Source organism: Chromatiaceae bacterium, assembly GCA_024235395.1.
GTDB lineage: Bacteria > Pseudomonadota > Gammaproteobacteria > Chromatiales > Chromatiaceae > Thiosocius.
Map to the genome: position 1 here is coordinate 972915 of JACKMK010000002.1, position 23335 is coordinate 996249.

Genomic DNA, 23335 nt, shown 5'->3' on the forward strand with positions numbered 1-23335 from the left:
GGGATTTCCTGGCATCCTTTTGCCCATTTCGTCCAGAGTCGGTGCCCCAGTGGATCTGAGCGTCGTCCTTTCCTCTTTTTCGTTGTTGTTCCTCGCCGAAATGGGCGACAAGACGCAGTTGATGGCGATGACGCTCGCCCACCGTTACCGCGTTGCACCGGTCGTCGCCGGCACCTTCCTCGCTTTTCTGCTGCTAAACCTGCTGGCCGTATTGGTGGGTGAGGGGCTGTCGCGCTACGTGCCGCGCGAGGTAGTGTTGATTGCGGCGGGCCTGCTGTTTCTACTGTTCGCATACCGGTCCTGGGTCAATGGCGATGACGAGGACGGCACGCTGGATAAGACCGACCAACGCGCTGCCTGGCTTACCAGCTTCGTGTTGATCTTCGTCGCCGAACTCGGCGACAAGACGCAGCTGGCGATGGTGGCGTTGGCGGCGCAGTCCGGCGAACTGTGGTCGGTCTTCGTTGGCGGCACCCTGGCACTGTGGTCGGTGTCACTGCTCGGGATCCTGATCGGGAGGACACTGTTGCGTCGGATATCCAGGATCTGGGTACACCGCGCGGCCGCGTTGCTGTTTCTCGCGTTTGGGGTGCTGGCGATCGGGCAGGTATTGTTGGGCCTTACGGGTCAGCTTTCGGACAACTGATGGTAGGCCAGGGTGGCCAGGCCGAGCAGGGTCTTCTTGTCCAGTTCACCGCTGAGCGCATAACCGGACCGGCCATCGATCCAGTAGGAGACACCGATGCCGTCTTCGAACGCATACCGAAAACCGGCTTCGGCAGCAGCGGCTTCCTGCACTTCGCGCTGGACGTAGAGCGTCACGCGCCGGGCATCGTGGGCAACGCAAGAAGGCCCGCCGCAATCCCGGGAACGATTGTCGCCACTCGCATTCCCCGGTATTGCGATGCGAGCCGATCAGTCCCGATTTCAGGCCGCACCGTCCCCGGATCCATTGCGATCGGCTGCGTATCCATTCGGCAGCTCGGCTGAATGCAACCGCGTCTACACGTACCCGTTTGCCCAGAGTCGTCGCATCGCCCAGAGGCCAAACAGGGGGCCTGGAAGCAATATCCACGCGACAGATGCGTCATGTAGGGCCCAGCTGCGCGTGACGAGTTCTATCGATACCACACTGATCGCGAAACCGATGCTGTTCATGAACGCCAATGCGCCGCCCACGCTCGCCTTGGAACAGGCAGCGGCGGCCAGTGCCGAGAACTGTGGCGAGTCGGCGACCACGAAAAAGCCCCAGACGAACAGCCCGCCGATGACCAGGCCGTAGGCCTGATCGTGCAGCCATGGATAGATCAGGCACATCCCCGCTGAGCCCGCCAGCGCGACGATCGCGACCCTGGCACTGCCGTGACGACGACTGACGATGCCGCCGAGGACACAACCGGCACCGCCGGCAAGGAATACGAAACCAGCGGCGAGGTAGGTGATGTCGGCATCGATTCCCCGCCCGACATCGGCGACGAAAAACGGCACGATGGCCCAGAACGCGTACAGTTCCCACATGTGCCCGAAGTAGCCGAGCGCGGCGCTCCGAAACCGGGGTTCACGAAGCGCATCGAACACGGCACCCCAACGCAACTGGCGGTGTTGTCCGTGATGGGGTCCGTCACCAAGCAAGACGACCGCGACGCCGGCGACGACGGCGAGAGCCGACGCCGAATAGAAGACCATCTGCCAGTCGGGCGTGATGCCGAGCCCCCGGATGAATTGGGGTAGCCCGGTACCCAGCACGAGCATCCCGACCAGCCAGCCGAGCATCTCGCCAGCCTTCTCGGGCGCCCAGCTCATCACGAGTTTCATGCCGATCGGATAGATGCCGGCCAGGGCCAGGCCAGTCGCAAAACGCAATGCCATGGCGTGCACGAGGATGCCTTCGGTATTGGCGAATCCCGCGTTCGCTATCGCACCGAGCACAGCGCATACAAAAAATATGCGGCTCGCGGAATAACGATCGGCAAGCCCCGAGATCGCGAACAGGAAGGTGCCGCAGATGAAGCCCAGCTGCACGGCACTCGTCAGGTGACCGAGATCGACCAGGGTGATCTGCCACGAGTGCATCAGTGAATCGGTGACGGCGTTGACGCTGAACCAAAGCGAGGTGCCGAACATTTCGGCCATCACGATCACGACGATCGCGAGTCGCTTGGCGCGGACGTCGTTCTTCACGGCGATGACGTGGCGGGAAAGGGAGTCAACGAAGTCGGTCCTCACGGGTGGCAGCAGGCTCGCGCGAATGCCGCCTGCCAGCCAAGCAAAAGGTCTCGGATCATTGTAGTCAGCGCGCGCGTGGAATCCCCGGTCGATCGGCAGTCGACCGGCCTTTCTGTGCCTTTGTGGCCAGGTGCGGCCCGGTCCGGTGCGGGATCGCATCGCCGGCCGGCGCACCGTCCATTTTTTTTACATTTCGCCCATCGCGGGCATCGATGGCGCCGGCAAACTTCTGAGCGAAACAGAAAAATCCAACCTGGTTCGCAGATTGCTTAACTACGCGGACGGCATGGATGCGCGCGCCTCCGGCGCAAACAAGAACAATCCAAAAAGGTGCTGCGGCGCCGGGAGAGGGGGTCATGCGCGAGTCTCGCGAAATGCCGACGCGGACCATGCTGTCGTGTGCCTTGGCCATCGGCCTGTCGCTGGCGTCGACGGTCGGTCACGCAATCACCATCGAATGGGATGCCGGTACCGGAGACTGGTTCGAGCCGACCAACTGGAATCCGGCCCAGGTGCCGGTCGGGTTTGGTGGTGGTACCGCCGGCGACGACGCGCTGATCAACAACGGCGGCAGTGCGCTGGCCGATGTCGATACCGCTCCGTCCGGCAGCGTCGCGGACACACGCACGCTCGGCGTCGGTGCCAACGGCAGCAGCGGCGCGATCGACGGCACACTGAACAGCGACCGGATCGACGTCAGGGCCGCGTTCGGTGTCGCCGTCGGGCGTGCCAGCGGTGACGTCACCGGTGCCACCGGTACGATCGCGATAGACAACGCCGAGCTGAATGTCACGGGTACCTCGCTCGATGTCGGCGTTGTGGCCGCACCCAATGCCGATGCGAGCGCCACCGGCGCCGTCCAGGTGAACGGCGGTGGCATCACCGGTGCCTTCGGTTCGATCGGCGCGGTTGCGGCGAATCCCACGGATGGCGTCATCGGTCCGACGATGACTGCATCCGGTACCGTCGTTGCTGACAACGATGTGATCGGTGGCTATACGATCGGCAGCAATGTCGCCGGCAATGCCGCCAGTACCGCGACTGGCCGTCTGACGGTGAACAGCGGCAACCTGGATCCCAGGGGACGCGACACCGTCGTCGGCCGTTCGTCGGGGGGTGACGGTAGCGCCGACGGTCAACTGGTGATCAGCAACGGCGCCTTCGTGCTTGGCGACCCGCTGAACGCCGGCAGTTTTCCGCCCTCGCTGTTTGTCGGTTCCGCCAGCGGTGGCGTAGCGGACGGCGAGGTCCAGGTCGCGGCCATGGATATGGCCGGCAAGGCGCTCGGCGACCTGGTCGTCGGTTCCGCCGGGTACCTCGGCACCCACACGGAGGTGACCAACGGCGGTGGTACTGCCACCGGTCGCTTCGTGTCGGGCAGCGGGGACGTCGCCGTCACCGGCGATGTCAGCATCGGCGAAGTCGTCGCGAACAACGGTGGCAGCGCGACCGGGGCGGCCGATTTCGGCACCGGCGCCACCGTGCGCAAGGTCGGTGACGGCAGCGGCAGTTTCTCGCTCGGCGTTGCGCAGGACATTGGCCTGGTGAACAACATCGGCCAGGGTGAGGCCAGCGGAACGGCATCCGCCTTCGGCCTCGAAGGTTTCGACAACTACCGCATCGGTGTCACGCTGGGGACGGTACAGGATGCGCCGCGCAGCGCAACCGGCATGCTCTCGGTCGGGGCGGGCGGCATCCAGGGCAACAGCGACGGAGACAGCAGTCTGTACATCGGTGCCGCGCTGGGCATACCGAACAACAACCAGTTGCTGGGTGGCGGTGGCAGTGCCGACGGCAAAGCGGTGGTGAACGGCGGCGACATCGCCGGCATGGGCCGTGTCGGCGTGGGTGTCAGCGAAGGGCTTGTGACCGGTGGGGGTCATGGAACCGGGAACGGTGAGCTCGTATTGCACAATGGTTCGCTGACCACCCGGGCACTGGAGATCGGTGCTGCGACCATGAATCAGGCCGCTACTCTTGTCGCCGATTCGGTGGCCCACGCGACCGGGCATTTCGAGATGGACAATGGCGTGCTTTCGATCACCGACTCTGCAACCGGTGTGCCGGGCCAGATGTACCTGGGCTATGCCTTCAGCTTCGGCACGTCTGGTGGCGTCGAGGACCGCCCGGCCCAAGGCGTCGGCAGCGCACAGCTCACCGACGTGGACGTCAACGGCGGGGCCCTGTCGGTGGGCGTCGCCAGACAGGCGTTCGCCGAGGGCGATACGCACGCCGACGGCACCCTCGATGTGCTGCGTGGTGGGCTCGATATCGCGTCGCTGGCGGTCGGTATCGCCTCAGGCGGGACCAATGCGAGTGCGCGTGGGCGGGTCCGGCTCACGGATACGCACCTGACGACCAGCGGTATCGTCGAGGTGGGCGGCGGCACGGACGCAAGCGGTGAACTCACAGCGGTCAACACCGATATCGCAGTCGGTGACGACCTCCGGGTCGGGGCCTTCCGCGGGCTGATCGCCGACGATCCACCGATGCTCGGTCGCCTGCAGATGCGCAGCGGCACGCTGTCAGTCGGTGGCAATGCGCTGATCGGTGCGCAATTTACCGGCGGGCATGGCGAACTGCTGCTCGACCAGGTGACGGCGACGGTTGGCGGCCTGCTGCGGGTCGGCGCCAGTTCCAACCTCGGCACCTTGTTCGGCACCGGCGAGGTCGAATTGCGGCAGTCCAGCCTGGACGTTACCGGTACCGTCTTGCTCGAGTCAGGCAGTGTCCGTCTGGTCGACAGTAGCGCGACCTTCGCCAACGACCTGATCATGAGCAGCATCACCTCGTTCGGCGCGGAAGTCACCGCCGACGCAACGCTCGCGTTGCAGCGCAGTCAGGTCACCGTCGCTGGCCTGTTCACGATCGGCGAGGGCGATACGCTGCGCATCGCGATTGAGGCGGCGACCCGTGGCGACGGTTACGGTGCGCTGGACGTCGGCAGTGCAGTCCTCGGCGGCGGCCTGGTGCTCGATTTCGCCGGGTTCACCGGCGTCGATCCCGACTATGTGTTCGATCTGATCGTGGCCGATTCACTGGGCACAATCACTGGTGACTTCACCAGCCTGCTCGTCGATGGACTGAGCCCCCTCTACCAGATCATGGCTGGCGTCGTGCAGGACGATCTGGGCAATGGGCTCGTCGACATCTATCGCGTGCAGATTGCCAGGGCGGTACCGGCACCGGCGACCTGGTTGCTGTTGGCACCGGGTCTGGGATGGTGGATGGCGTTTCGGCGCCGTGCCCGGCGCTCCCGTGCGTGACTGTGAGTTGCGAACCATTGCGACCCTTGTTCAATCGGGTCGGCACCGCGGCGTTCAGTGCCCCGTTGTTCGATGCAATGGTCGCCTGATCAATGTTCGGTGTTGAACTGGCGGGGGCCGGTTCGCACAGCGCTGTCCCAGCAGCCAGTGCTCACCCAGCCGTCCCATCCGAGCCACTCGGATTCGGGCACTGCGCCGGTCGAAGGCGGCGTCTGCTGCGGCTCTTTTTGCGCACTCGAGGGCGGCGTTCGTTTGCCCGGGTACAGGGTTTCGCTGATCGAATAGGACATGGTTTCCTCCGGCCCGGCACGCATTGGTGTTCGGCTACTACCGGAGCAACATTCATGCCCGGCAACCTAACTGTCTGTTTTGGCGCGACAAGGCTCTACCGAGTCGGTGCAACTGTAAAATTGCCTGTCAACACCGCAGGCCACTGACACCGGACCCACCGCGTCACCCGATGATCGTGACCATGGTGTACAGCGTCACCAGAAGATCATTGTTGCGGAACGGTATTGCGTGAATGTGACGCCCCGGTCCATCCCGTGCAATGCGCCAACGACGCCAGTGAACCGCGGTTCGGCCGGGGGGTCAGGGGCGGGGTGTCCGCCGGAGGAAGAACAACATCGCGATGCCCGTATCCGCGGCCCGCACGACATAGGCAGAGCGCCGCACGACCTTCACCAACTGGGGCGTATGCAGGCGGAAGAAGGCCAGCTCGACCTGTTCCCCTCGGGGCAACCTCATGTCGGTCTTGATCACCAGCCCGCTCTGATTGAGGCAGCGAACCGCGCACTGCCGCACAGGTTGCCCCGCTACGCGGATATAGACGCGCGAAACCTTTGGATGGGGGCAGGGTTGTACTGAGAGTTTGGGTTGGCTCATTGCGTTCCGATTCGCCGGGTCTGCTGGAAAGTCGTGTCGACCGCTGTAAAGATCGCAGCAATTTTTGTGCCGAGGCTCAATAGTGCTTTTAAAACATTGGTCTAGGGGATAACCGGCGTTAGATTCACGGTGCTTCGTAAAGAAAAGCGACACCGCCGACCCGCGCAACTATCCATGTACACCGGCGGTGAAAAGCTCGCCATACGGTAGCCGTCGCGTGTTTTGTGTTTGCCCGATTCCTGGCTACTGTGTACCTAATTCCGCAGCCATTGGGATGGCGCTCCAGGTCATGGATCCCGCATATGACGCATTCCTGAGCTACAACCGCCGTGACAGCGCGGCCGTGGAGCTGCTGGCCGAACGATTGGTGCGCGAGGCCGGGTTGCGGGTCTGGATCGACCGCAACGCGCTGAGCCCCGGGGAATCCTGGCGCCGGGAGATAGAGCAGGCGCTGAATGACGCCGCCGCGGCCGTGATCATCTGGGGACCGCACGGCCTCGGCCCGGTGCAGCTGCAGGAACGTGATCTCGCGTATGTGATCCGCGACGCCAACCCGGACTTCAGACTCATCCATGTGTTTCTACCGGGTGCCGAGCCGCCGCGGGCCAGCTGGGCAAGCGTCGACACCTGGATTCGGTTTGCCGGAGGTCTCGACGAGCAGGAAACCTTCGACCGACTGGTCGCCGCCCTGAAGGGGTTGGCGACGCGCCAGGAGTTCACGGCCGATCTGCCCGATGATCCCGCGCCCTACCGCGGGCTCGCGGCGTTCACCACGGCCGACGCGCATCTTTTCTTTGGCCGCGGCGATGTGATCGAGCAACTCCTGCGGCAACTGCGGCACGCACCTTTCGTGGCGGTCATCGGACCCTCCGGCTGTGGCAAGACATCGTTGGTGCAGGCCGGCGTGCTGCCGAGGCTCGATTCGAACGGCCGCGGGCCCGACGACGGTCGGATCCAGATGCTGTTGCGCCCCGGCAGTCGACCGCTCGAGGCGCTCGCAGCGGCATTGTTGCGTGTCCAGTCGACCGACGATCCTGTCGGACGCCTCGCGCAGATCACCGAGACGCTCGCGGCCGACCCGGGTGCATTTGCGGGGCTGCTGAACGCGCTGTTCGACCCCGCGAGGCCACTGGTCCTGGTCGTCGACCGGCTCGAAGAGCTGTTCGGCCTCTGCGCCGATCCGCAGCAGCGTGCCGCGTTCGCCTCCGCGATCCTGTCGGCGACCTCGCGCGGTCGCGTGGTCGTGACGATGCGCGCCGATTTCTACGGCGAGTTGGGCGCCCTGCGCGACCTGGCCGATCGGGTCGTCGCACACCAGCTCTACATCAAGCCGCTGCCGGCGGAGGCCGTGATTGAGGTGATCGAGGCGCCGGCGGCGCAGGTCGGTGCGGTGTTCGAGAAAGGGCTGGCGGCGCAGCTGGCGATGGACGCTCTGGGTGACGGCGAGGTGGCGTTGCCCCTGCTGCAACACACGCTGGAGTTGTTGTGGCGCCGCCGCCGTGGGCGCTGGTTGACCTGGGATGCCTATCGCGAGATCGGTGGTGTCTCCGGCGCCTTGCGCTACCACGCGGACGGTGTGATCGACGCGCTTTCGGATGCCGATGCCGGGATTGCGCGGCGCCTGTTGACCGGTCTGGTGTGGGTCGGCGAGCAACGCGGCGCCGTGGCGGCGCGCCCGATCGCCAAGGTGGAACTGTTGAACCGGTTTGCCGATCCGGCGCGCGCCGAAGGCGTGCTGCAACGCCTGGCGGATGAACGGTTGGTGGTGATTCGTGCCGATGCCGGTGGCGCAATGGCCGATATCGCACACGACACGCTGCCGCTGTACTGGTCGCGGTTGCGGACCTGGGTGGATGCCGACCGGGCCTTCCTGCAATGGCGCGAACGCCTGCGCCTGGTGATGTCCGAATGGCAGCGCCTCGACCAGGATCCGGCGTCGCTGCTGCATGGCTCGGCGTTGTTGGAAGCAGAGCGCTGGCAGACCGAGCAGGCCGTGGAGCTGGGTGCCGGCGAGCGGCGTTTCATCGAACGTAGCCTGGCGAAGCGGGACAGCGATCGGCGCGCGCGGGAGCGTCGGCGTCGGCGTGCGTTGCTCGCGGTCAGTGGCGCACTGGTGGTCACCGCGTTGCTGGCAGGGCTGTTGGCCTGGCAGTGGCGACTGGCCGAGGCACAGACCCGCGCGGCGCTGGCCGGGCAGTGGGCCGCCGAGGCACAGAGGCTGGCCGGGTCTGAACCCGACCGGACCGAACAGGTCGCGTTGCTCGCGGTCGAGTCGTTCAACGCCGTGCCATCGCGCCAGGCCTACCAGGCCCTGCATGCCGCGGTCGCGCTGATGCCGCGCCGGGTGGTCGGCGGTCTCGGCCACCCCGCGTCGATCAATCGGTTGCGATTCGATCCGGCCGGGCGGTTGCTGTTGAGTGCGAGCGACGACCACACGGTCGGCGTCTGGGACTGGCGGGCATCGCGCGCGGTGCAGCGCCTGCAGCACGCAGGGCGGGTCAATCTGGCGATTTTCAGTCCGGACGGAAAGCTGATCGCCAGTGCCAGCGAGGACGACACCGCAGCGGTCTGGGACACGGCGAGCGGCCGGCGTTTGTTCGTCCTGCCGCACGACGGTGACGTCGTCGATCTCGCCTTCAGCCCGGATGGGTACTATCTCGCGACCGCGAGCCATGACAAAAAGGCACGCCTGTGGAACCTCGATGACGGAACCCTGGAGCGGACCTTCGAGATGGTCCGTTGGGTGACTGCGGTCACGTTCAGTGACGACGGTCGCTATCTCGCGATCGGCAGCGGCAGTGCCATCGAGTTGTGGGCCGACAGGCTCAGGCTGGGCCAGGGTGCCGGTGCCGCACAACGCGACCGGCTGGCCCGGGAACGTCCCGGTGGCGTCCTGGTATGGGACATCGCACAGGGAAGCGAGCGGCTGCGCCTGAAAGACGGGCAGGGCATCAACGACGTGAGTTTTTCGCCCGATTCACGCCTGATCGCGGTGGCCAGCGCAGACCGCAGTGCGACGACCCATGACCTGCTCAGTGGCGAGGCGCTGGCGAGCGTGCAGCACGAGGACGGTGTCCAGCAGGTGGCGTTCAGTCCCGACGGGCGCTACGTGGCATCCATCAGTGCCTCCGGACTCCTGCTGACCTCCGCGGTCAACTCGGCAAAGGCATGGGATCCGCACTCGGGGCAGGAGTACGCGCGCGTCGCATTCGCGGCGCCGCTGCTCGACCTTGCGGTCAGCCCGAGCGGACGGACCTTCGTCGTCGGCAGTGGTGACCGCACCGCCCGCGTCGTCGAGCCCATGTTGCAGCGTGAGATCGCACGCATCGGTTGGCCGGGTTCGGTGCTCGCCGTCGCCTTCTCACCCGACGCACACCACGTGGCGGTAGCCGGCGCGCAGGGCGATCTGAGCGTCTGGGAGGTCGCCGACTCGGCCGCTCGGTTCGGTCTCGCAAGCAACTGGTCGAACCGCGCCGTGACCTTGAGCCCGGACGGCAGCTACCTCGCCGGATACGGCCCCGCGGGCAGCATCGAGCTGTGGCCGATCGGCGGCGATCAGGCGCGTGCGCGCGTCGCAACCGGCGACGAGGTCGCTGTCCTGCGGGTCGCCATCGACGGGGGACGCCTGGCGACCACCCACGCCGATGGCATCGCAAGGCTGTGGGATGCGAGCAGCGGTACACCCATCGCGCAGGCGCCGCGGGGTGACGTCAACGGCCTCGCGATACCGGCCCCGGACGGTAGGCACTGGGCATTCACCGGTGAGACCCTGGAACAGCTGAATATCGTCGATCCGTCGGCCCCGTCGCAGGCGGTGACCGTTCGCCACGAGGCCGGGATCGTGCATGCAGTCTTCAGCGCCGACAGTCGATTGCTGGCGACTGCCGGGCAGGACGCCGCGGTGCGCGTGTGGGAGGTGGCGACAGGCCGACTGCGACAGGCGCTCGCTTTGGGCGGCGACGTCTCGTCCCTGGCATTCAGCCACGACGCTCAGCTGTTGGCAGTCGCCGGTGTCGACGACGTTCGGGTCTACAGGACACTCGATGGACAGCTGGCGGAGCGCATTCCCCATGCAGCCTCGTTGGTCGCGTTCAGCCACGATGACGGCTACCTGGCGATCGCCGATCAGCACGACCTGGTGATCTGGGACCGTATCCGCGGCGAGGTGCTTGGAAGCATCGCGCACGACGCCTCCGTCTACCAGGTCGCCTTCAGCGGCGACGGAGAGACCGTGGTGACAGCAACCGGCGAACTTTTTTCTGCGCAACACCGGGTACAACGCTGGCTGTGGCAGCCAGAGGCACTGCTCGCCGAGGCCTGCACCAGGGCGACGCGCAACCTGACTCAGGCGGAATGGATACGTTACATGAGTGGCCTGAGCTATCGTCGTACCTGTCCGGATCTGCCAATCGATCTCGCCGATGCCATGCAGCATGCGGCCGCGTTGGCAAAGGCCGGCGATCGTGACGCGGCACACGATGCCTATCGCCGTGCGGCGAGATGGGCGATCGACGCCGGCGATGCAGCGGCCTGCAACGGCGTGTGCTGGTTGGGCGGGCTCGATGGCTTTGCCGAGACCGTGCTGCCGGCGTGTGATTGTGCGGTCGACCTCTCGACCGAGCAGCGCGCGTTCCACCGTGACAGCCGCGCGCTTGTGCGCGCACGTTCGGGGGACCGGCTGGGTGCCGCCGAGGATCTGACCGCGTTCGTCGCCGCGCTGCGCGACGAACCCGCGATGGCCGGCATGGTCGCGCAGCGTGAGGCCTGGCTGCAGATCCTTTCCAACGGCGGCGATCCTTACGACCACGCCACGCTCGAGGCACTGCGGCGAGAGTAGCGCCGTGAATGGGAAGGCATGCGCGCCGCCGTGTCGGGTTCGGCGATCGGCCGCTGGCTAGGCGATGACATCGGCCGTCAAAACCCCAATTTACATGCGGGATAAGGTGCCTATACTGGGGCCGCCCAACAAAGGTATCCGCGCATGTCCGGTGAAACCGATATCGAACAGGCCCGTCGCGCCATACAACTGGGAGATCGCCCGTCTGCGGCGCGCATCTGCGGCGACATCCTGGGTAAACAGGCCGATCATATCGAGGCGCTGCAGTTGCTCTGCGGCATTGCCGAGCCAGGCGAGGCGGATACCGTGATTGGGTATCTGAAACGCGCGCTCGCGCTCGACGGTGACGCGCACACAGTGCACTTTCTTCTCGGAGACATGTACGCGACGGCGGGTGACGTCGCTGCCGCGGAGCGTGCGTTTCAGGTCGTCATAGACGCACAGCCGGGTGTGGCGGCACCCTGGGTGCGGCTCGGCGATGCCATGCGCCGAACCGGTCACAGCGACGAGGCGATCTCTGCGTATCGGGAGGCGGTTTCGATCGAAACCGACAGTGCCGATGCCTGGGCGCGACTGGGCCTGGTGTTCCTCGAGCGGGGGCAGGCCGGCGACGCGATGATGGCGCTCAGGCGCGCACTGAAGCAACGCGCGAACGATTCAGAGACGCGGCAGGCACTGGCGATCGCGCTACAGCGCCTGGGTCGGGGCGGCGAGGCGATCGGCGTCCTGCAGGAGGCGGTGCGTCTGGATCCCCGGTCGGCATCGAACTACGAACGACTCGGCGACCTGCTGCTCGATGAAGGTCGCCTGGTCGACGCCGGGGCGGCATATCAACAGGCGGTCAGTGGGAGTCCGGAACTGGCATCGGCGCACTACGGTGCCGCCCGTGCGGAGGAAAGGTCTGGAAACCTCGAAGCAGCGGCCGCTGGATATCGACATGCGCTCGAGTTGCAACCCGATTCTGCCGACTACTGGCTGAGCCTGCTGCTGACCCGGCAGCGCCTGTGTGACTGGGATGGCGTGGAACAGATGCAGGCGCAGCTCGCGACCGGGCCTTCTGCGTTCATCGTGCCACCGCTCGCGGCCGTGTCGCTCGGCCTGCCTGCCGTGCAGCAGCGGCAGATCGCCACCCGCTTTGCCGAATCACTGCGTGTCGAACAGGCGCGACCGCCGGCATCGGTGTTCAGCATGCGTCCGATCAGGATCGGGTATCTGTCGAGCGGTCTATCGGACGATGCCGTGGGCAGGGCGGCGGCTGCGCTGATCGAACGGCATGATCGCAACCAGTTTCGGGTTGCGGTATTCAACTGCGGACCGGCCGATAAAGGCGAGGTCCAGCGACGCATCAGGCGCGCGGCCGACGAGGTCGTCGATATCCGGTTTCATTCGCCAGCGGCGGCGGTGCGCGAGATACGCGCCCGCGGTGTGCAGGTCTTGGTCGATCTGGGCGGCTATGGAAGGGATGCGCGTCCGGAGATCCTCGCACCGCGCGTGGCGCCGTTGCAGATCGGTCTGTTCGGTTACCGTGGCACCCTGGGAGCGGACTTCGAGGACTACCTGGTCGTCGACGACTACCTGGTGCCCGAGGAGGCAGCGCCGCTCTACACGGAACGGTTGCTGCGAATGCCGCGCGGGTTGTTCGTTGCCGACGTGCCGCAGCCGGCGGTGGTCGCGCGCGAGGCGTGCGACCTGCCCGACGATGCCTTCGTGTTCTGCTGTTTCGACGATGCACGCAAGATCAGTCGCCAAATCTTCGACATCTGGATGCAACTGCTGGACGTGATGCCGGGCAGTGTGCTGTGGCTCGAGGAGCGTAGCAGGGACAGCAGTGCGCGACTGTGCGACGCGGCAAGGCAACGCGGGATCGATCCACAACGCCTGCGGTTCTCCGCGGTCACCGATCTGCCGTCCACGCTGGGAAGGTACGCACATGCGCATCTCTGCCTCGACACCTATCCCTGCAGTGCCGGGACCACGGCGCTTCACGCACTGATCGCGGGCTGCCCGTTGTTGACCTGCTCCGGCGACAGTTACGTGACGCGCACCGCCGGCAGCGTGCTGAGGCAGCTTGGTCTGGATGCGTTGATCACCAGCGACCTCGGCGACTACCTGGGCCTGGCGAAAGCGTTGTCCGCGGATATGCCGCGTCTCGCCGCCGTGCGTGCGCAGCTCGAAGAGCGCCTCGATGACGCACCGTTCACGGACCTGCAAGGGTTTACCGAGTCGCTCGAGCGCGCATTCGACAACATGTTGCGGCACGGTGCCGAAGGGAAGGACGCCTGATCCTGGCCACTGTCGCGGTGCCGAGCACCATGGGCGGCCTGGTGCTGCCGACTGCGCTCAGCGTTGAGTGCTGCGTCAGTCGCCGTCCAGTGGCTTGATCGCGTCGAGCATTGCGTCGAAACCCGCTTCCAGGGTGTCGACCAACACGGTATCGCCATGCAGTTGGATCGTGACCAGTCCCTTGTGCGTCTGCAACAGCGCAGCCACCAACGTCTGGTCGGGTTTGCCGGTACCGCCCGGACCGGCGCCGATCCCGCGCGCATAGCTGCCCTGCAGGCGGACCCGCGTGATCGGCAGACCTGAAGGCGACAGTTTCGAGATCCGCGGTTCGGGCAGGGTCCCATCGGCACGGTGGAACTGCGATCGCCAACGGGCGATGTTGGCTTCGGCGCTGCCGCCCTGTCCCGGCCCAAAATAATAGAAGATCAGCTCGGCGGTTTGTTTGCCGGCTTCATCCTGGGTCGCAAACTGCGCGAGTCGCATGGATGAGGAGGGGGCGGCCTGATTCCAGACCTTCGGCACATGGGTGACGAGGCCCAGAAACCGCAGTTCCTTTCCCTCTCCGGCCGGCCCGGCTAACGCGATACTGCGCGGAACGGCGGCGGCCAACAGCAGCCAGAGAAGTATCCTCGGTCGATAGTGTTTCGTGTGGATATGCATCACGCCCTCCGATCCGCCCGATTTCCTTGCGTGCATTGTCGCACGCCGATCATATGGGCAAGGTGAGTCATGGAGCGGTTGGCGTCAATCGGGCGCTTCGCGGCATTTCAGCCACATGCCGAGGGTGGCGTAGAACTCGTCGGCCTCGACCGGCTTTTCGATGAAGTCATTCATGCCTGCGCTGAGACAGCGCTCGCGATTCTCGTCGAATGCGTTTGCCGTGACGGCAAGGATCGGCAGGTGCAGCAGGCGATGTTGCTTGCGCATCTCCTTGACGGCGGTCACGCCGTCCATGTTCGGCATATGCACGTCCATCAGCACGAGGGCATGGCGTTCCGGATCGACCAGTTCGAGCGCCTGCTGGCCGTCTCCGGCAATCTCGGCGGTCAGGCCGACGGCGTCCAGCAGATCGCTGATCACCAGCTGGTTCACCGCATCGTCCTCGACGACCAATATGCGCATCCCGGCGCACAGATCGTGCAGCTGCGCATTGTCAGGTGTCTCGGGCTCGGCAGTCTCGATCCTGGTCGATGCGGACTCGGCCAGTGGCAGCGACAGGACGAACCAGAAAGTGCTGCCTTTGCCCGGCTGGCTCCTCACGCCGATTCGCCCGTTCATCATTTCGACGATGCGCTTGCTGATTGCCAGACCGATACCGGTACCGCCGTAGTTGCGCGTCCGTGAATTGTCCACCTGTTCGAACGGTTGAAACAGTCTCGCCTGGTCGATGGTGGCGATACCGATGCCTGTGTCCTGTACCTCGACGCGCAGCGTCACCGTGTCGTCGTGTCGATCCGTTACACGGGCGCGCACGGTGACACGTCCTTCGTGCGTGAACTTGACCGCGTTGCTCATGAGGTTCAACAGCACCTGGCCCAGACGCTGTGGATCGCCGGTGACCACGAGGTCGTCCAGGTCCCCGGCGATCTCGGTCTCCAGGGTGAGGTTTTTGTCCTCGGCCGCGTGTTCGATCAACCGGATCTGTTTGTCCACGAGCTGCCCGACATTGAATGGCTTGCATTCGATGGTCAGGCGTTCGGCCTCGATACGGGAAAGATCCAGTACATCGGCGATGATCGCGAGCAGGTTGCGCTCGGCGGTGCGCATCTTCTCCAGGTAGTCTCGGGTGCGTGGCTCCTCCGACGACCTCAACGACAGCTCGGTGAAGCCCATGATGGCGTTCATCGGTGTGCGCAACTCGTGGCTCATATTGGCAAGAAAAGCGGTTTTCGCACGGTTTGCCGCTACCGCCACGTCTTTTGCCTGGTGAAGCGCGCGCTCATGCTCTTCGACCCGGTCCAGTAGCCGGTTGATGCCATTCGCCATCACGCTGAATTCATACAGGTCGCTGGCGGGCAGGCGTTGCCCCGGTGGTGCGTCGCCGGTCGCGCGCAGTCGTTCAGTCGCCGTCACGATGCTGGTGATCGGGCCGATCACGTAGCGTGAAAGGGTGAACAACAGCAACAGCATTCCAACCCCGATCGCCACGATGGACACCAACAGCGTGGCAATCATCACGTGATTGCGTTCCTGCTCGACCAGGCTGAAGGGAAATCCGACGGCGATGGTGCCGACATGTGCTCCGTTAGGTTCGCTCACGGGCTGGAGTACAAAGAAATTGCCCGAGTCGAAGTGCCGCAAGAACCGTTCGCCGGTCGAGATCGCGTTGTCGATGACGCCGTCGACCCCGGTCCCGCGCGGGTTGGAGGGATCGTTGTGGAACAGGATGCGACCGTCGGGTGCGATCACCATGGCTTGGGACAGCCCTTCGTTGTGCTCGACCGCTTCGCGACACTGGTCTTCGAAGCCCTGCAACTGGTCGAGTGCGATGCCCAGGGCGAACAGGCGCTGCAACTGGCTGTTGAGACCTCGCGCGATGGCCTCGGCACGCGACTGCTGGGCCTGTATCAGGCGTTCGTTGATCAGGTATCCGGCGGTTACGATGGCCCCCGAGGTGGCAACCAGCAGCATCGCAAGAGCGATCAGCAGAATGCGTGTCCGCAACCCGATTTCGATACGGCTGTCTTCGCTCACAGTGGCGTCTTCCGGTCCCTTTCGCTGTTGCTCAGACCTTTGAAGCGGTGCGTGGGTGATGCGGAAGGATCATCGCTAATGTTGCAATTCAACGGTTTCTGCCGGTGTGCCGAGCGCAGCGGGTCCTTGCGCTGCCCGCCGACGTTGTCTGGAATTCCGTCGGACGCTGTTCTCGAGCCGTTAGCGGATAGTCCTATTGGCGGCCGTTCCGCACCTTTCTTGATCGCACGGATCGAGTGGTCTGGATCCGACCCCGGGGATCTGGAACGATGCCACCCTTGGCATTTCGCTCTGCGGAGATCCGAGATCACGATCCCCGGCTTTCTGCCGCTTCGATCGACTGTCGCAATCGAAAATCGCGGTGCTTCCTTGGCGCCGCGCGGGGGAGCCGGTTGTTCGAGGTGCCCTTATCCGTGGCCGCCGAGGTAGCGGTGCTCCAGTGCGTCGTCGCGCGGCAGGGGTTGTTCGTCGACGATCGTCGCATCGACGATGCTCATGGCGACCGCGGTCTGCTGTGCGGATCGCAGGTGGGTCGCGAGAAAGGGGTCGTCCCGCTCCGCGGCACGTGTCGACGACTGAAGCTGCGCCAGCGAGACACCGTGTCCGAGCCCGGTCCGATCGAAGATCCCGTCGGTATCGAATCGTCGTATCAGGGACGCGGCATCGAGAAACGGTGCATTGAACTGCTTCTTCGGTGTGCGCACGAAATCGGCGGGCATCAAGGCGCCATAGGCACGACGCAACACCACCTTGTCGCGCAGACCGCTGATCAGCATCCGGTCCGGCAGGTCGGAGACCATCCGGCGCACGCCGTTTGCCAGGAAGGGGGTACGCCCCTCGAGCGTGTTGGCCATCTCCATGCGGTCGCCGACCCAGTTCAGCACCAGCACCGGCAGGTGGGTCTTGGCAAAGTAGTTCTGCCACAGGAGCAGTGCGTCGCGCGGATTGGTCGAGCCTTCGCCGGGTGACGCCAGCCCGGCGTAGAACCAGCTCTGCACCGAGGCCGCCTGTGTCCTCAGCCATTCATCCGCGGCAGGCTGGCCGAGCAACGCGGCGGCGATCGCCTGGATCTGTCCGAACAACGGATGGGGGATGCCGAGCAGTTGCAGGCTGTCGACAAAATCGCGGCCGGTCCCGGCGGCGCTTGCTCCCGCGAGCCAGGGATTGTCGGCATGGGCCGAGAACCGCGCGGTGTACAGGCGGTCACGCGCCAGCGAGCCCAGGGGTCGTCGGTCCAGCAGGGCCATGGTCTCGCGGATCGTATTTGCCTCACCGCGGCCGTGGATCACCGATTTCCACCAGTTGCTATAGCGGTAACTGGGGTAACCGCACAGCAGTTCGTCCGCGCCATCGCCGGTCAACACCCCGTGCACGAACTGCCTCGTAAACAGGCTCAGCCACCATTTCGCGGCGCCGTTGGTATACGGTTGGACCAGTTCGCTGTTGTACACCGCGAGCGGGTAGGAATAGTTCAGCGCCTCGTCGTCGATCCGGACCACGTGGTGGTCGAAGCCGAGGTGTCGGGCGAAGCGCGCGGCCTCTTCGGTCTCGTCGTAACCGGAGTGCGCGAATCCGACCGTGAACGATTTCATCGCCCGTTGCCGGTCCACCAGGCGACTCAGTTCGAACGCAATCGTCTTCGAGTCGACGCCGCCGCTGAGATAGACACCGAGTTCGACATCGCTGAGCAGCCGTTCGGCTACCGCGCCGTGCAGTGCCTCGACGAATGCGGCCTCGCCGTCGGTGACCCGGCCGGTCGCCCGTTGTCGGATCGGCGCCGTAAAGGTACGCAGCTCGCAGCGCAACGTCGCATCGTGCCGGCGGCCGACCAGGGTCCCGCCGGGAGGTACCTGTAGTACGTGTTCGAACGGTGTCCGGATCGGTTCGTACAAACCGACGAACTGGCGCAGCAGGCCCGTGCGATTCCAGCGTTTCGCGCTGGTGAGACCCTTGATTTCGCTCGAGAACTCGATGCTTGGGCAACTGAAGTCATAGCTGGGCTGGTAGCCGCTGAACGCCGAGGTATCGACACCCGGGCAACGGACGAACAGGGGCTTTACGCCGAACCGGTCGCGATGCGCGACCAGTTCACCGCCGTCGACCGCGGCGATCACCAGCGCGTATTCGCCCTCGAGTCGCTCGAAGAACGCCTCACCGAACGCCTTCCAGCCTTCGAGCAGGGTCTCGGTATCGCTGCGGGTGCGGAATGCGACACCGGTGCGATCGGTGATCGCGTCGCGCAGTGTGAGGTGGTTGTAGACCTCGCCGTTGAACACGATCAGGTGTCGCCGGTCGGCACTGTACATCGGCTGTTGTCCCGCCGCGACGTCCTGGAACGCGAGCCGGAAGTGGCTCAACCACAGATGCTCCAGAAACAGTTCGCGGTGCTCGGTGTCGCCGCGATGCGCCACGCGTTGCGCCGCCCGGCGAAACGCCTGAACGCCGCTTTCGATGGCCGATGCGGTGGGGCGGTGGGAGATGATGCCGGAAAATCCACACATATTGGCCAGCTCAGCGGTGTTGCGTGATGACGTGGTATCGAAAGTCGCGGCGTGCGGTCACCGGGATTGCCAAGTCGCAGCAGTCCGGCGAACCACCGGTTCGCTTTCCGGGCAGCGCGTGTTGCGCCGCCCGCAGGGCATCTTTAGAGTGCCCGGTTCGGGCCCATCTGGGAATCCACTTCATTGAGTAGTCTCGATCATGTATGAATTCAATGTGACACTGACGACGCCGTTCGACCAGGCGGTCGCCGACGTGAGCGCAGCCTTGGCGGCAGTCGGTTTCGGTATCGTAAGCGATGTCGACGTTCGCGCGATCCTCCTCAGCAAACTGGGCAAGGAGATCCCCGGTTACCGCATCCTGGGCACCTGCAATCCCGGGTTGGCCGACCGCGTCATCAGCGCCGAGCCCAATGCCGGGGTGTTGTTGCCGTGCAATGTCGTGGTACGCGCGGTCGATGAACGAACGACGGTCGTGAGTTTCATGCAACCGTCGGCGATGCTTGACATGACCCTGACGGAAGAGCCGAAGGTGGTCGCCGCCGAGGCGGCCAACATGCTCCAGGAGGTCGTCGGAAAGCTCACCGCAAAGAGCTGACGTACCGACGGGATCCTTTGACGATCCCACAGCGGTCGTCGGTGGACTGCATTTCCCGTGTCGGCGGCCGATAGATCGCCGGGGCAATACGTACAAGTTGACAGCGAGACAGGATCATGACGTTCAGGGTGCAACCACATGGCGGTGGCGGGTTGGTCAATCTTCTGGTCGAAGAGGAAGCTGCGGAGGACATCAGGCGGGCATCGGGTGGTTTTCCCTCGATCACGCTGTCTCAACGCCAGGTCTGCGATCTCGAGTTGTTGATCAGTGGCGCCTTCTCGCCGCTCGACGGATTCATGACCCGGGCGACCTACGATGCCGTGGTCGAAAGTCTCAGTCTGCCCGACGGTACGCTCTGGCCGGTGCCGATCGTGCTGGACGTCAGCGAGGCGTTTGCCGAGAAACTGTCCGTTGGTGACCGGATAGCCTTGCGCGACAACGAGGGGTTCATGCCCGCGGTGATGACCGTGGAGGACATCTGGCGGCCGGACCGGCAGCGCGAGGCCGAACGGGTGTACGACACCGGCGATACCTCGCATCCCGGCGTGCGTTATCTGTTGTCGAACGTGAATCCGGTGTACATCGGAGGCCGCATCGAGGGCGTACAGGCGCCGTTGCATCATGACTTCGAGAATCATTGGGACACGCCGGACGAGATGCGGGGCCTGTTCAGCAAGTCGGGCTGGCGTCGCGTCGTCGCGTTTCAGACCAGCAAGCCGATGCATCGCCTGCAGCGCGACATCACCCTGCGCGTTGCCAAGGATCTGCAGGCGCATATTCTGTTGCACCCGACCGTCGGCATGACCAAGCCGGGCGACCTGCATTACTACGCGCGGGTGCACTGTTATCAGGCGATCCGGCGCCATTTTCCGCATAACCTCGCGATGCTGTCGCTGTTGCCGCTGGCGATGCGCATGGCGGGACCACGCGAGGCGCTGTGGCACGCGATCGTGCACCAGAACTACGGCTGTTCGCACATGATCGTCGGCCCCAAACATGCCGGCCCGCCGACCCCGCCGGGGGAAGAGCCGCGGTTCTACGATGCGGCGGCGTCTCGTGAACTGATCGACGCGCACGCGAACCGCCTCGGCATTGGGATAGTGCACGTGGAGGCCCAGCAATACGTGCCGTCCAGACAACGCTTCATGGGGGTGTCGGAGATCGCCGCGCAGGGACTCGAGGGGATCGAGTACACCGATGCGCAGCTCAAGTGCGACCTGGCGATCGGTGAGACGCCGCCCGAATGGTTCAGTTTTCCCGAGGTCGTCGGTGAACTGCGCAACGTCTATCCGCCGCGCAATCGCCAGGGGTTCACGTTGTTCTTCACCGGCCTTTCCGGATCCGGCAAATCGACGCTCGCGAAGATCGTCTACGGCAAGCTGGTCGAGGGAGGTCGGCGACCGGCCACATTGCTCGATGGTGACATCGTGCGCCAGAACCTCTCCAGTGAGCTGGGCTTTTCGAAGGCCCATCGCGATCTGAACATCCGCCGTATCGGTTATGTGGCGAGCGAGATCACGAAGAACGGCGGCATCGCGATCTGTGCGCCGATCGCCCCCTATACCGAGACACGTCGCGCGGTGCGTGAGATGGTCGAGGAACGTGGCGCCTTCATCGAAGTCCACGTCGCCACGCCGCTCGAGGTGTGCGAAGCGCGCGACCGCAAGGGGTTGTACGCCAAGGCGCGCAAGGGCTTGATCCCGGAGTTCACCGGCATCAGTGATCCCTACGAAGTCCCGGAACGTGCCGAGCTGGTGATCGACACCGCCGATGTCAGCCCGATGGAGGCGGCGCAGGAGATCTATCTCTACCTGCTGAAAGAAGGGTTCATCGACTCCTGAGGTCCGTCCGGAAGGCTGCGGCCCGGCGCACGCTCGTGTCCGGTCGCCTCGCCACCCGGATACAGCCCGTCAATGGGACTTGTTGGCCGGGTCGAAGGATTCGGTCTCGGTTTCGGACGGGGGCGTTGTCCGTGTCGGCCAGCTCGCGACGCAACCTTCCTGCTGCGTGCCACCGTGGAAAGTGAGCAGCGTCCAGATCACGGAAACCGCCCACATCAGCGCCCCCAGGCCGACGGTGTACCAGCTGATCCCGGGTTCGGCGGTCGGGCCGCCGAGAAAGCCGTAGACCACGCTGACCAGACCGAACAACCAGAACACGGTCACCGGTGCCGCGCAGTTGCTGCCACAGCCATAGCGGCAGGCACCGACTGGCGGCATCAGCACCGAGGTCAAGATCCGCTGGGTCTGCATCCCCTCATTCCCCCTCGTCCTTTTTGTCGCTTATTCTAGGTCCAGGACAGGTATTCGCCTAGCGGTCGTGCGGCGCCGGACATTCGTCCTTGAGATCTGCGCGGTCATTGCGCGGGGAGGGGGTTAGGCGCGCAACTCGTCCGGGAGGTGCGGGCGGATCACATCGACCATCGCGCGGTGCAGGCGCACCCCGGCGGTGACCACGTTTCCGCTGTCGAGATGCTGGCTGCCGCCGCGGATGTCGCTGACCACGCCACCAGCCTCCTGTACCAGCAGCGCGCCGGCCGCGAAGTCCCATTTCGACAGGCCGAGTTCCCAGAAGCCATCGAGTCGGCCGGCAGCGACGTAGGCGAAATCCAGCGCCGCCGAGCCCGGTCGCCGGACGCCGGCCGTCTCGCGGGCGAAATCTTTCAGCATACCGAGATAGGCGTCCATGTAGCGCTGGTCGCGAAAAGGTATGCCGGTGCCGACCAGTGCGCCTTTCAGACCCTTCTGCTCGGTGACCCGCAGGCGCCGGTCATTCAACAGCGCGCCGCCGCCGCGCACCGCGGTGAACATCTCGTCGCGCAGCGGATCGTAGACCACGCCGCTCTCCAGCCGGCCACGATGCAGCAGCGCGATCGAGACCGCGAACTGGGGGAAGCCGTGCAGGTAGTTGGTCGTCCCGTCGAGTGGATCTATCACCCATTCGAATTCGTCCTTGCCATGCTGGCCGCTTTCCTCGGCGAGGATCGCGTGCGCCGGGTACGCCTTGCGAATGGTCTCGATGATCGCCTGCTCGGCGTTGCGGTCGATCTCGCTGACGTAGTCGTTGGCCTGCTTCTCGGACACCGTCAGGGTGTCGAGTCGGCTGAACGAACGCATGATGACGCTGCCCGCCTGGCGGGCTGCGCGTACCGCGATGGTGGTGCTGGGATTCATGGCGCGCGAGGATACGGGAAATGCACCCGGGCGGAAAGGCGAACCGCCGCCGGGATGGGGATTTGCTAAGCTGGCGCGATGAAATCCGGCATCCGTATCGTCATGGTGGCCACCTCGCACCCGGGCAACATTGGCGCTGCCGCCCGCGCGATGAAAAACATGTGTCTATCGGAGCTCGTGCTGGTGCAGCCCAAGGACTTTCCGAGCGACGCGGCGTTTGCACGCGCCTCCGGGGCCGACGATCTGCTGCGGGCGGCAGTCGTGACCGGAAGCCTGGCCGAGGCGGTTGCCGACTGCCGGACTGTGATCGGCGCGAGCGCGCGGCTGCGCAGCGTTCGGTGGCCGCAGCTGGCGCCACGCGAGGCGGCTGCACTGGCGGTTGCAGAATCGCGCAGCGCTCCCGTCGCGCTGGTGTTCGGACGTGAGAGCGCCGGGCTGAGCAATCAGGAGCTCGACCTGTGTACCCACCTGGTACAGATCCCGACCAACCCGGCGTACAGCTCGCTGAACGTCGCGATGGCGGTACAGGTGATCAGTTACGAGGTCATGCTGGCGTCGCAGGCCGCTGAGCGGCGTCCGGACGAGGCGGCCGGCGAGGTCGCGAGCATCGCCGAGATGGAAGGATTGTTCGCCCACCTCGAACAGGCGCTGGCAGATATCGGGTTCATCGACGAACGCCGCTCGGAAAAGCTGTTGCGGCGGCTGCGCCGGCTGTTCCACCGCGCTGCGCCGGAGAGCGATGAGGTCAATATCCTGCGTGGCATCCTGAGTGCGGCGCAGGGCCGAAAGTCGATGCGACGCGGCGCCGGCGGCTGATCCGGCGCCCGGCGGCGCGCTAGTGTGCGTCCTGGTAATTGAGTACAGTGAAGCCCGTT

The 23335-nt window shown here is 65.0% G+C and carries 16 protein-coding genes; 7 read left to right on the plus strand and 9 right to left on the minus strand.

What is annotated here, in order from left to right:
• The first annotated feature begins 49 nt into the window (after positions 1-49).
• Positions 50-646 carry a TMEM165/GDT1 family protein gene (locus H6955_12500; GenBank protein ID MCP5314377.1) on the plus strand — a complete coding sequence of 199 codons (597 nt, stop codon included), beginning with the start codon at positions 50-52 and terminating at the stop codon, positions 644-646.
• Here the strand turns inward: H6955_12500 and H6955_12505 are convergent.
• Positions 628-822 carry a hypothetical protein gene (locus H6955_12505; protein MCP5314378.1) on the minus strand — a complete coding sequence of 65 codons (195 nt, stop codon included), beginning with the start codon at positions 820-822 and terminating at the stop codon, positions 628-630. The two genes, H6955_12500 and H6955_12505, sit on opposite strands and share 19 nt — an antisense overlap.
• Before the next feature lie 180 nt (positions 823-1002).
• A complete protein-coding gene (locus tag H6955_12510) occupies positions 1003-2133 on the minus strand; it encodes an MFS transporter (GenBank protein ID MCP5314379.1) in 1131 nt (376 codons plus the stop codon).
• A gap of 449 nt (positions 2134-2582) precedes the next feature.
• On the opposite strand from H6955_12510, the gene H6955_12515 reads away from it, so the two are divergent.
• Positions 2583-5492: a hypothetical protein gene (locus H6955_12515; protein MCP5314380.1), complete on the plus strand. Its 2910-nt coding sequence runs from the start codon at positions 2583-2585 to the stop codon at positions 5490-5492.
• A gap of 89 nt (positions 5493-5581) precedes the next feature.
• Here H6955_12515 and H6955_12520 read toward each other — a convergent pair whose 3' ends face one another.
• A complete protein-coding gene (locus tag H6955_12520) occupies positions 5582-5782 on the minus strand; it encodes a hypothetical protein (GenBank protein ID MCP5314381.1) in 201 nt (66 codons plus the stop codon).
• 301 nt (positions 5783-6083) lie between these two features.
• Positions 6084-6239 carry a hypothetical protein gene (locus H6955_12525; protein MCP5314382.1) on the minus strand — a complete coding sequence of 52 codons (156 nt, stop codon included), beginning with the start codon at positions 6237-6239 and terminating at the stop codon, positions 6084-6086.
• Between the two features lie 427 nt (positions 6240-6666).
• Between H6955_12525 and H6955_12530 the strand changes: the two genes are divergently transcribed.
• Positions 6667-11214: a TIR domain-containing protein gene (locus H6955_12530; GenBank protein ID MCP5314383.1), complete on the plus strand. Its 4548-nt coding sequence runs from the start codon at positions 6667-6669 to the stop codon at positions 11212-11214.
• Positions 11215-11358: 144 nt separating this feature from the next.
• Positions 11359-13497: a tetratricopeptide repeat protein gene (locus H6955_12535; protein MCP5314384.1), complete on the plus strand. Its 2139-nt coding sequence runs from the start codon at positions 11359-11361 to the stop codon at positions 13495-13497.
• Between the two features lie 75 nt (positions 13498-13572).
• Here H6955_12535 and H6955_12540 read toward each other — a convergent pair whose 3' ends face one another.
• The 3 genes from H6955_12540 to H6955_12550 form a co-directional block, all read right to left on the minus strand.
• Entirely contained in the window at positions 13573-14157 is a 585-nt protein-coding gene (locus H6955_12540) for a hypothetical protein (protein MCP5314385.1), read from the minus strand.
• An 84-nt stretch (positions 14158-14241) separates the two neighbouring features.
• Positions 14242-16191, minus strand: coding sequence for a response regulator (locus H6955_12545; protein ID MCP5314386.1), 1950 nt, complete (start codon positions 16189-16191; stop codon positions 14242-14244).
• Between the two features lie 407 nt (positions 16192-16598).
• Positions 16599-18692 carry a hypothetical protein gene (locus H6955_12550; GenBank protein MCP5314387.1) on the minus strand — a complete coding sequence of 698 codons (2094 nt, stop codon included), beginning with the start codon at positions 18690-18692 and terminating at the stop codon, positions 16599-16601.
• Positions 18693-18891: 199 nt separating this feature from the next.
• Between H6955_12550 and H6955_12555 the strand changes: the two genes are divergently transcribed.
• Both H6955_12555 and H6955_12560 read left to right on the plus strand, forming a co-directional pair.
• A complete protein-coding gene (locus H6955_12555; GenBank protein MCP5314388.1) occupies positions 18892-19287 on the plus strand; it encodes a DUF302 domain-containing protein in 396 nt (131 codons plus the stop codon).
• A 116-nt stretch (positions 19288-19403) separates the two neighbouring features.
• Positions 19404-21128: a bifunctional sulfate adenylyltransferase/adenylylsulfate kinase gene (locus H6955_12560; protein MCP5314389.1), complete on the plus strand. Its 1725-nt coding sequence runs from the start codon at positions 19404-19406 to the stop codon at positions 21126-21128.
• A 69-nt stretch (positions 21129-21197) separates the two neighbouring features.
• Here the strand turns inward: H6955_12560 and H6955_12565 are convergent, their stop codons facing one another.
• Both H6955_12565 and H6955_12570 read right to left on the minus strand, forming a co-directional pair.
• Positions 21198-21539 carry a hypothetical protein gene (locus tag H6955_12565; protein MCP5314390.1) on the minus strand — a complete coding sequence of 114 codons (342 nt, stop codon included), beginning with the start codon at positions 21537-21539 and terminating at the stop codon, positions 21198-21200.
• Positions 21540-21662: 123 nt separating this feature from the next.
• Complete coding sequence (locus H6955_12570) at positions 21663-22460, minus strand: inositol monophosphatase (GenBank protein ID MCP5314391.1); 798 nt, start codon at positions 22458-22460, stop codon at positions 21663-21665.
• 78 nt (positions 22461-22538) lie between these two features.
• Between H6955_12570 and H6955_12575 the strand changes: the two genes are divergently transcribed.
• Positions 22539-23276 (plus strand): RNA methyltransferase, encoded by a 738-nt coding sequence (locus H6955_12575; protein ID MCP5314392.1) that lies wholly within the window; start codon positions 22539-22541, stop codon positions 23274-23276.
• Positions 23277-23335 lie beyond the last annotated feature (59 nt).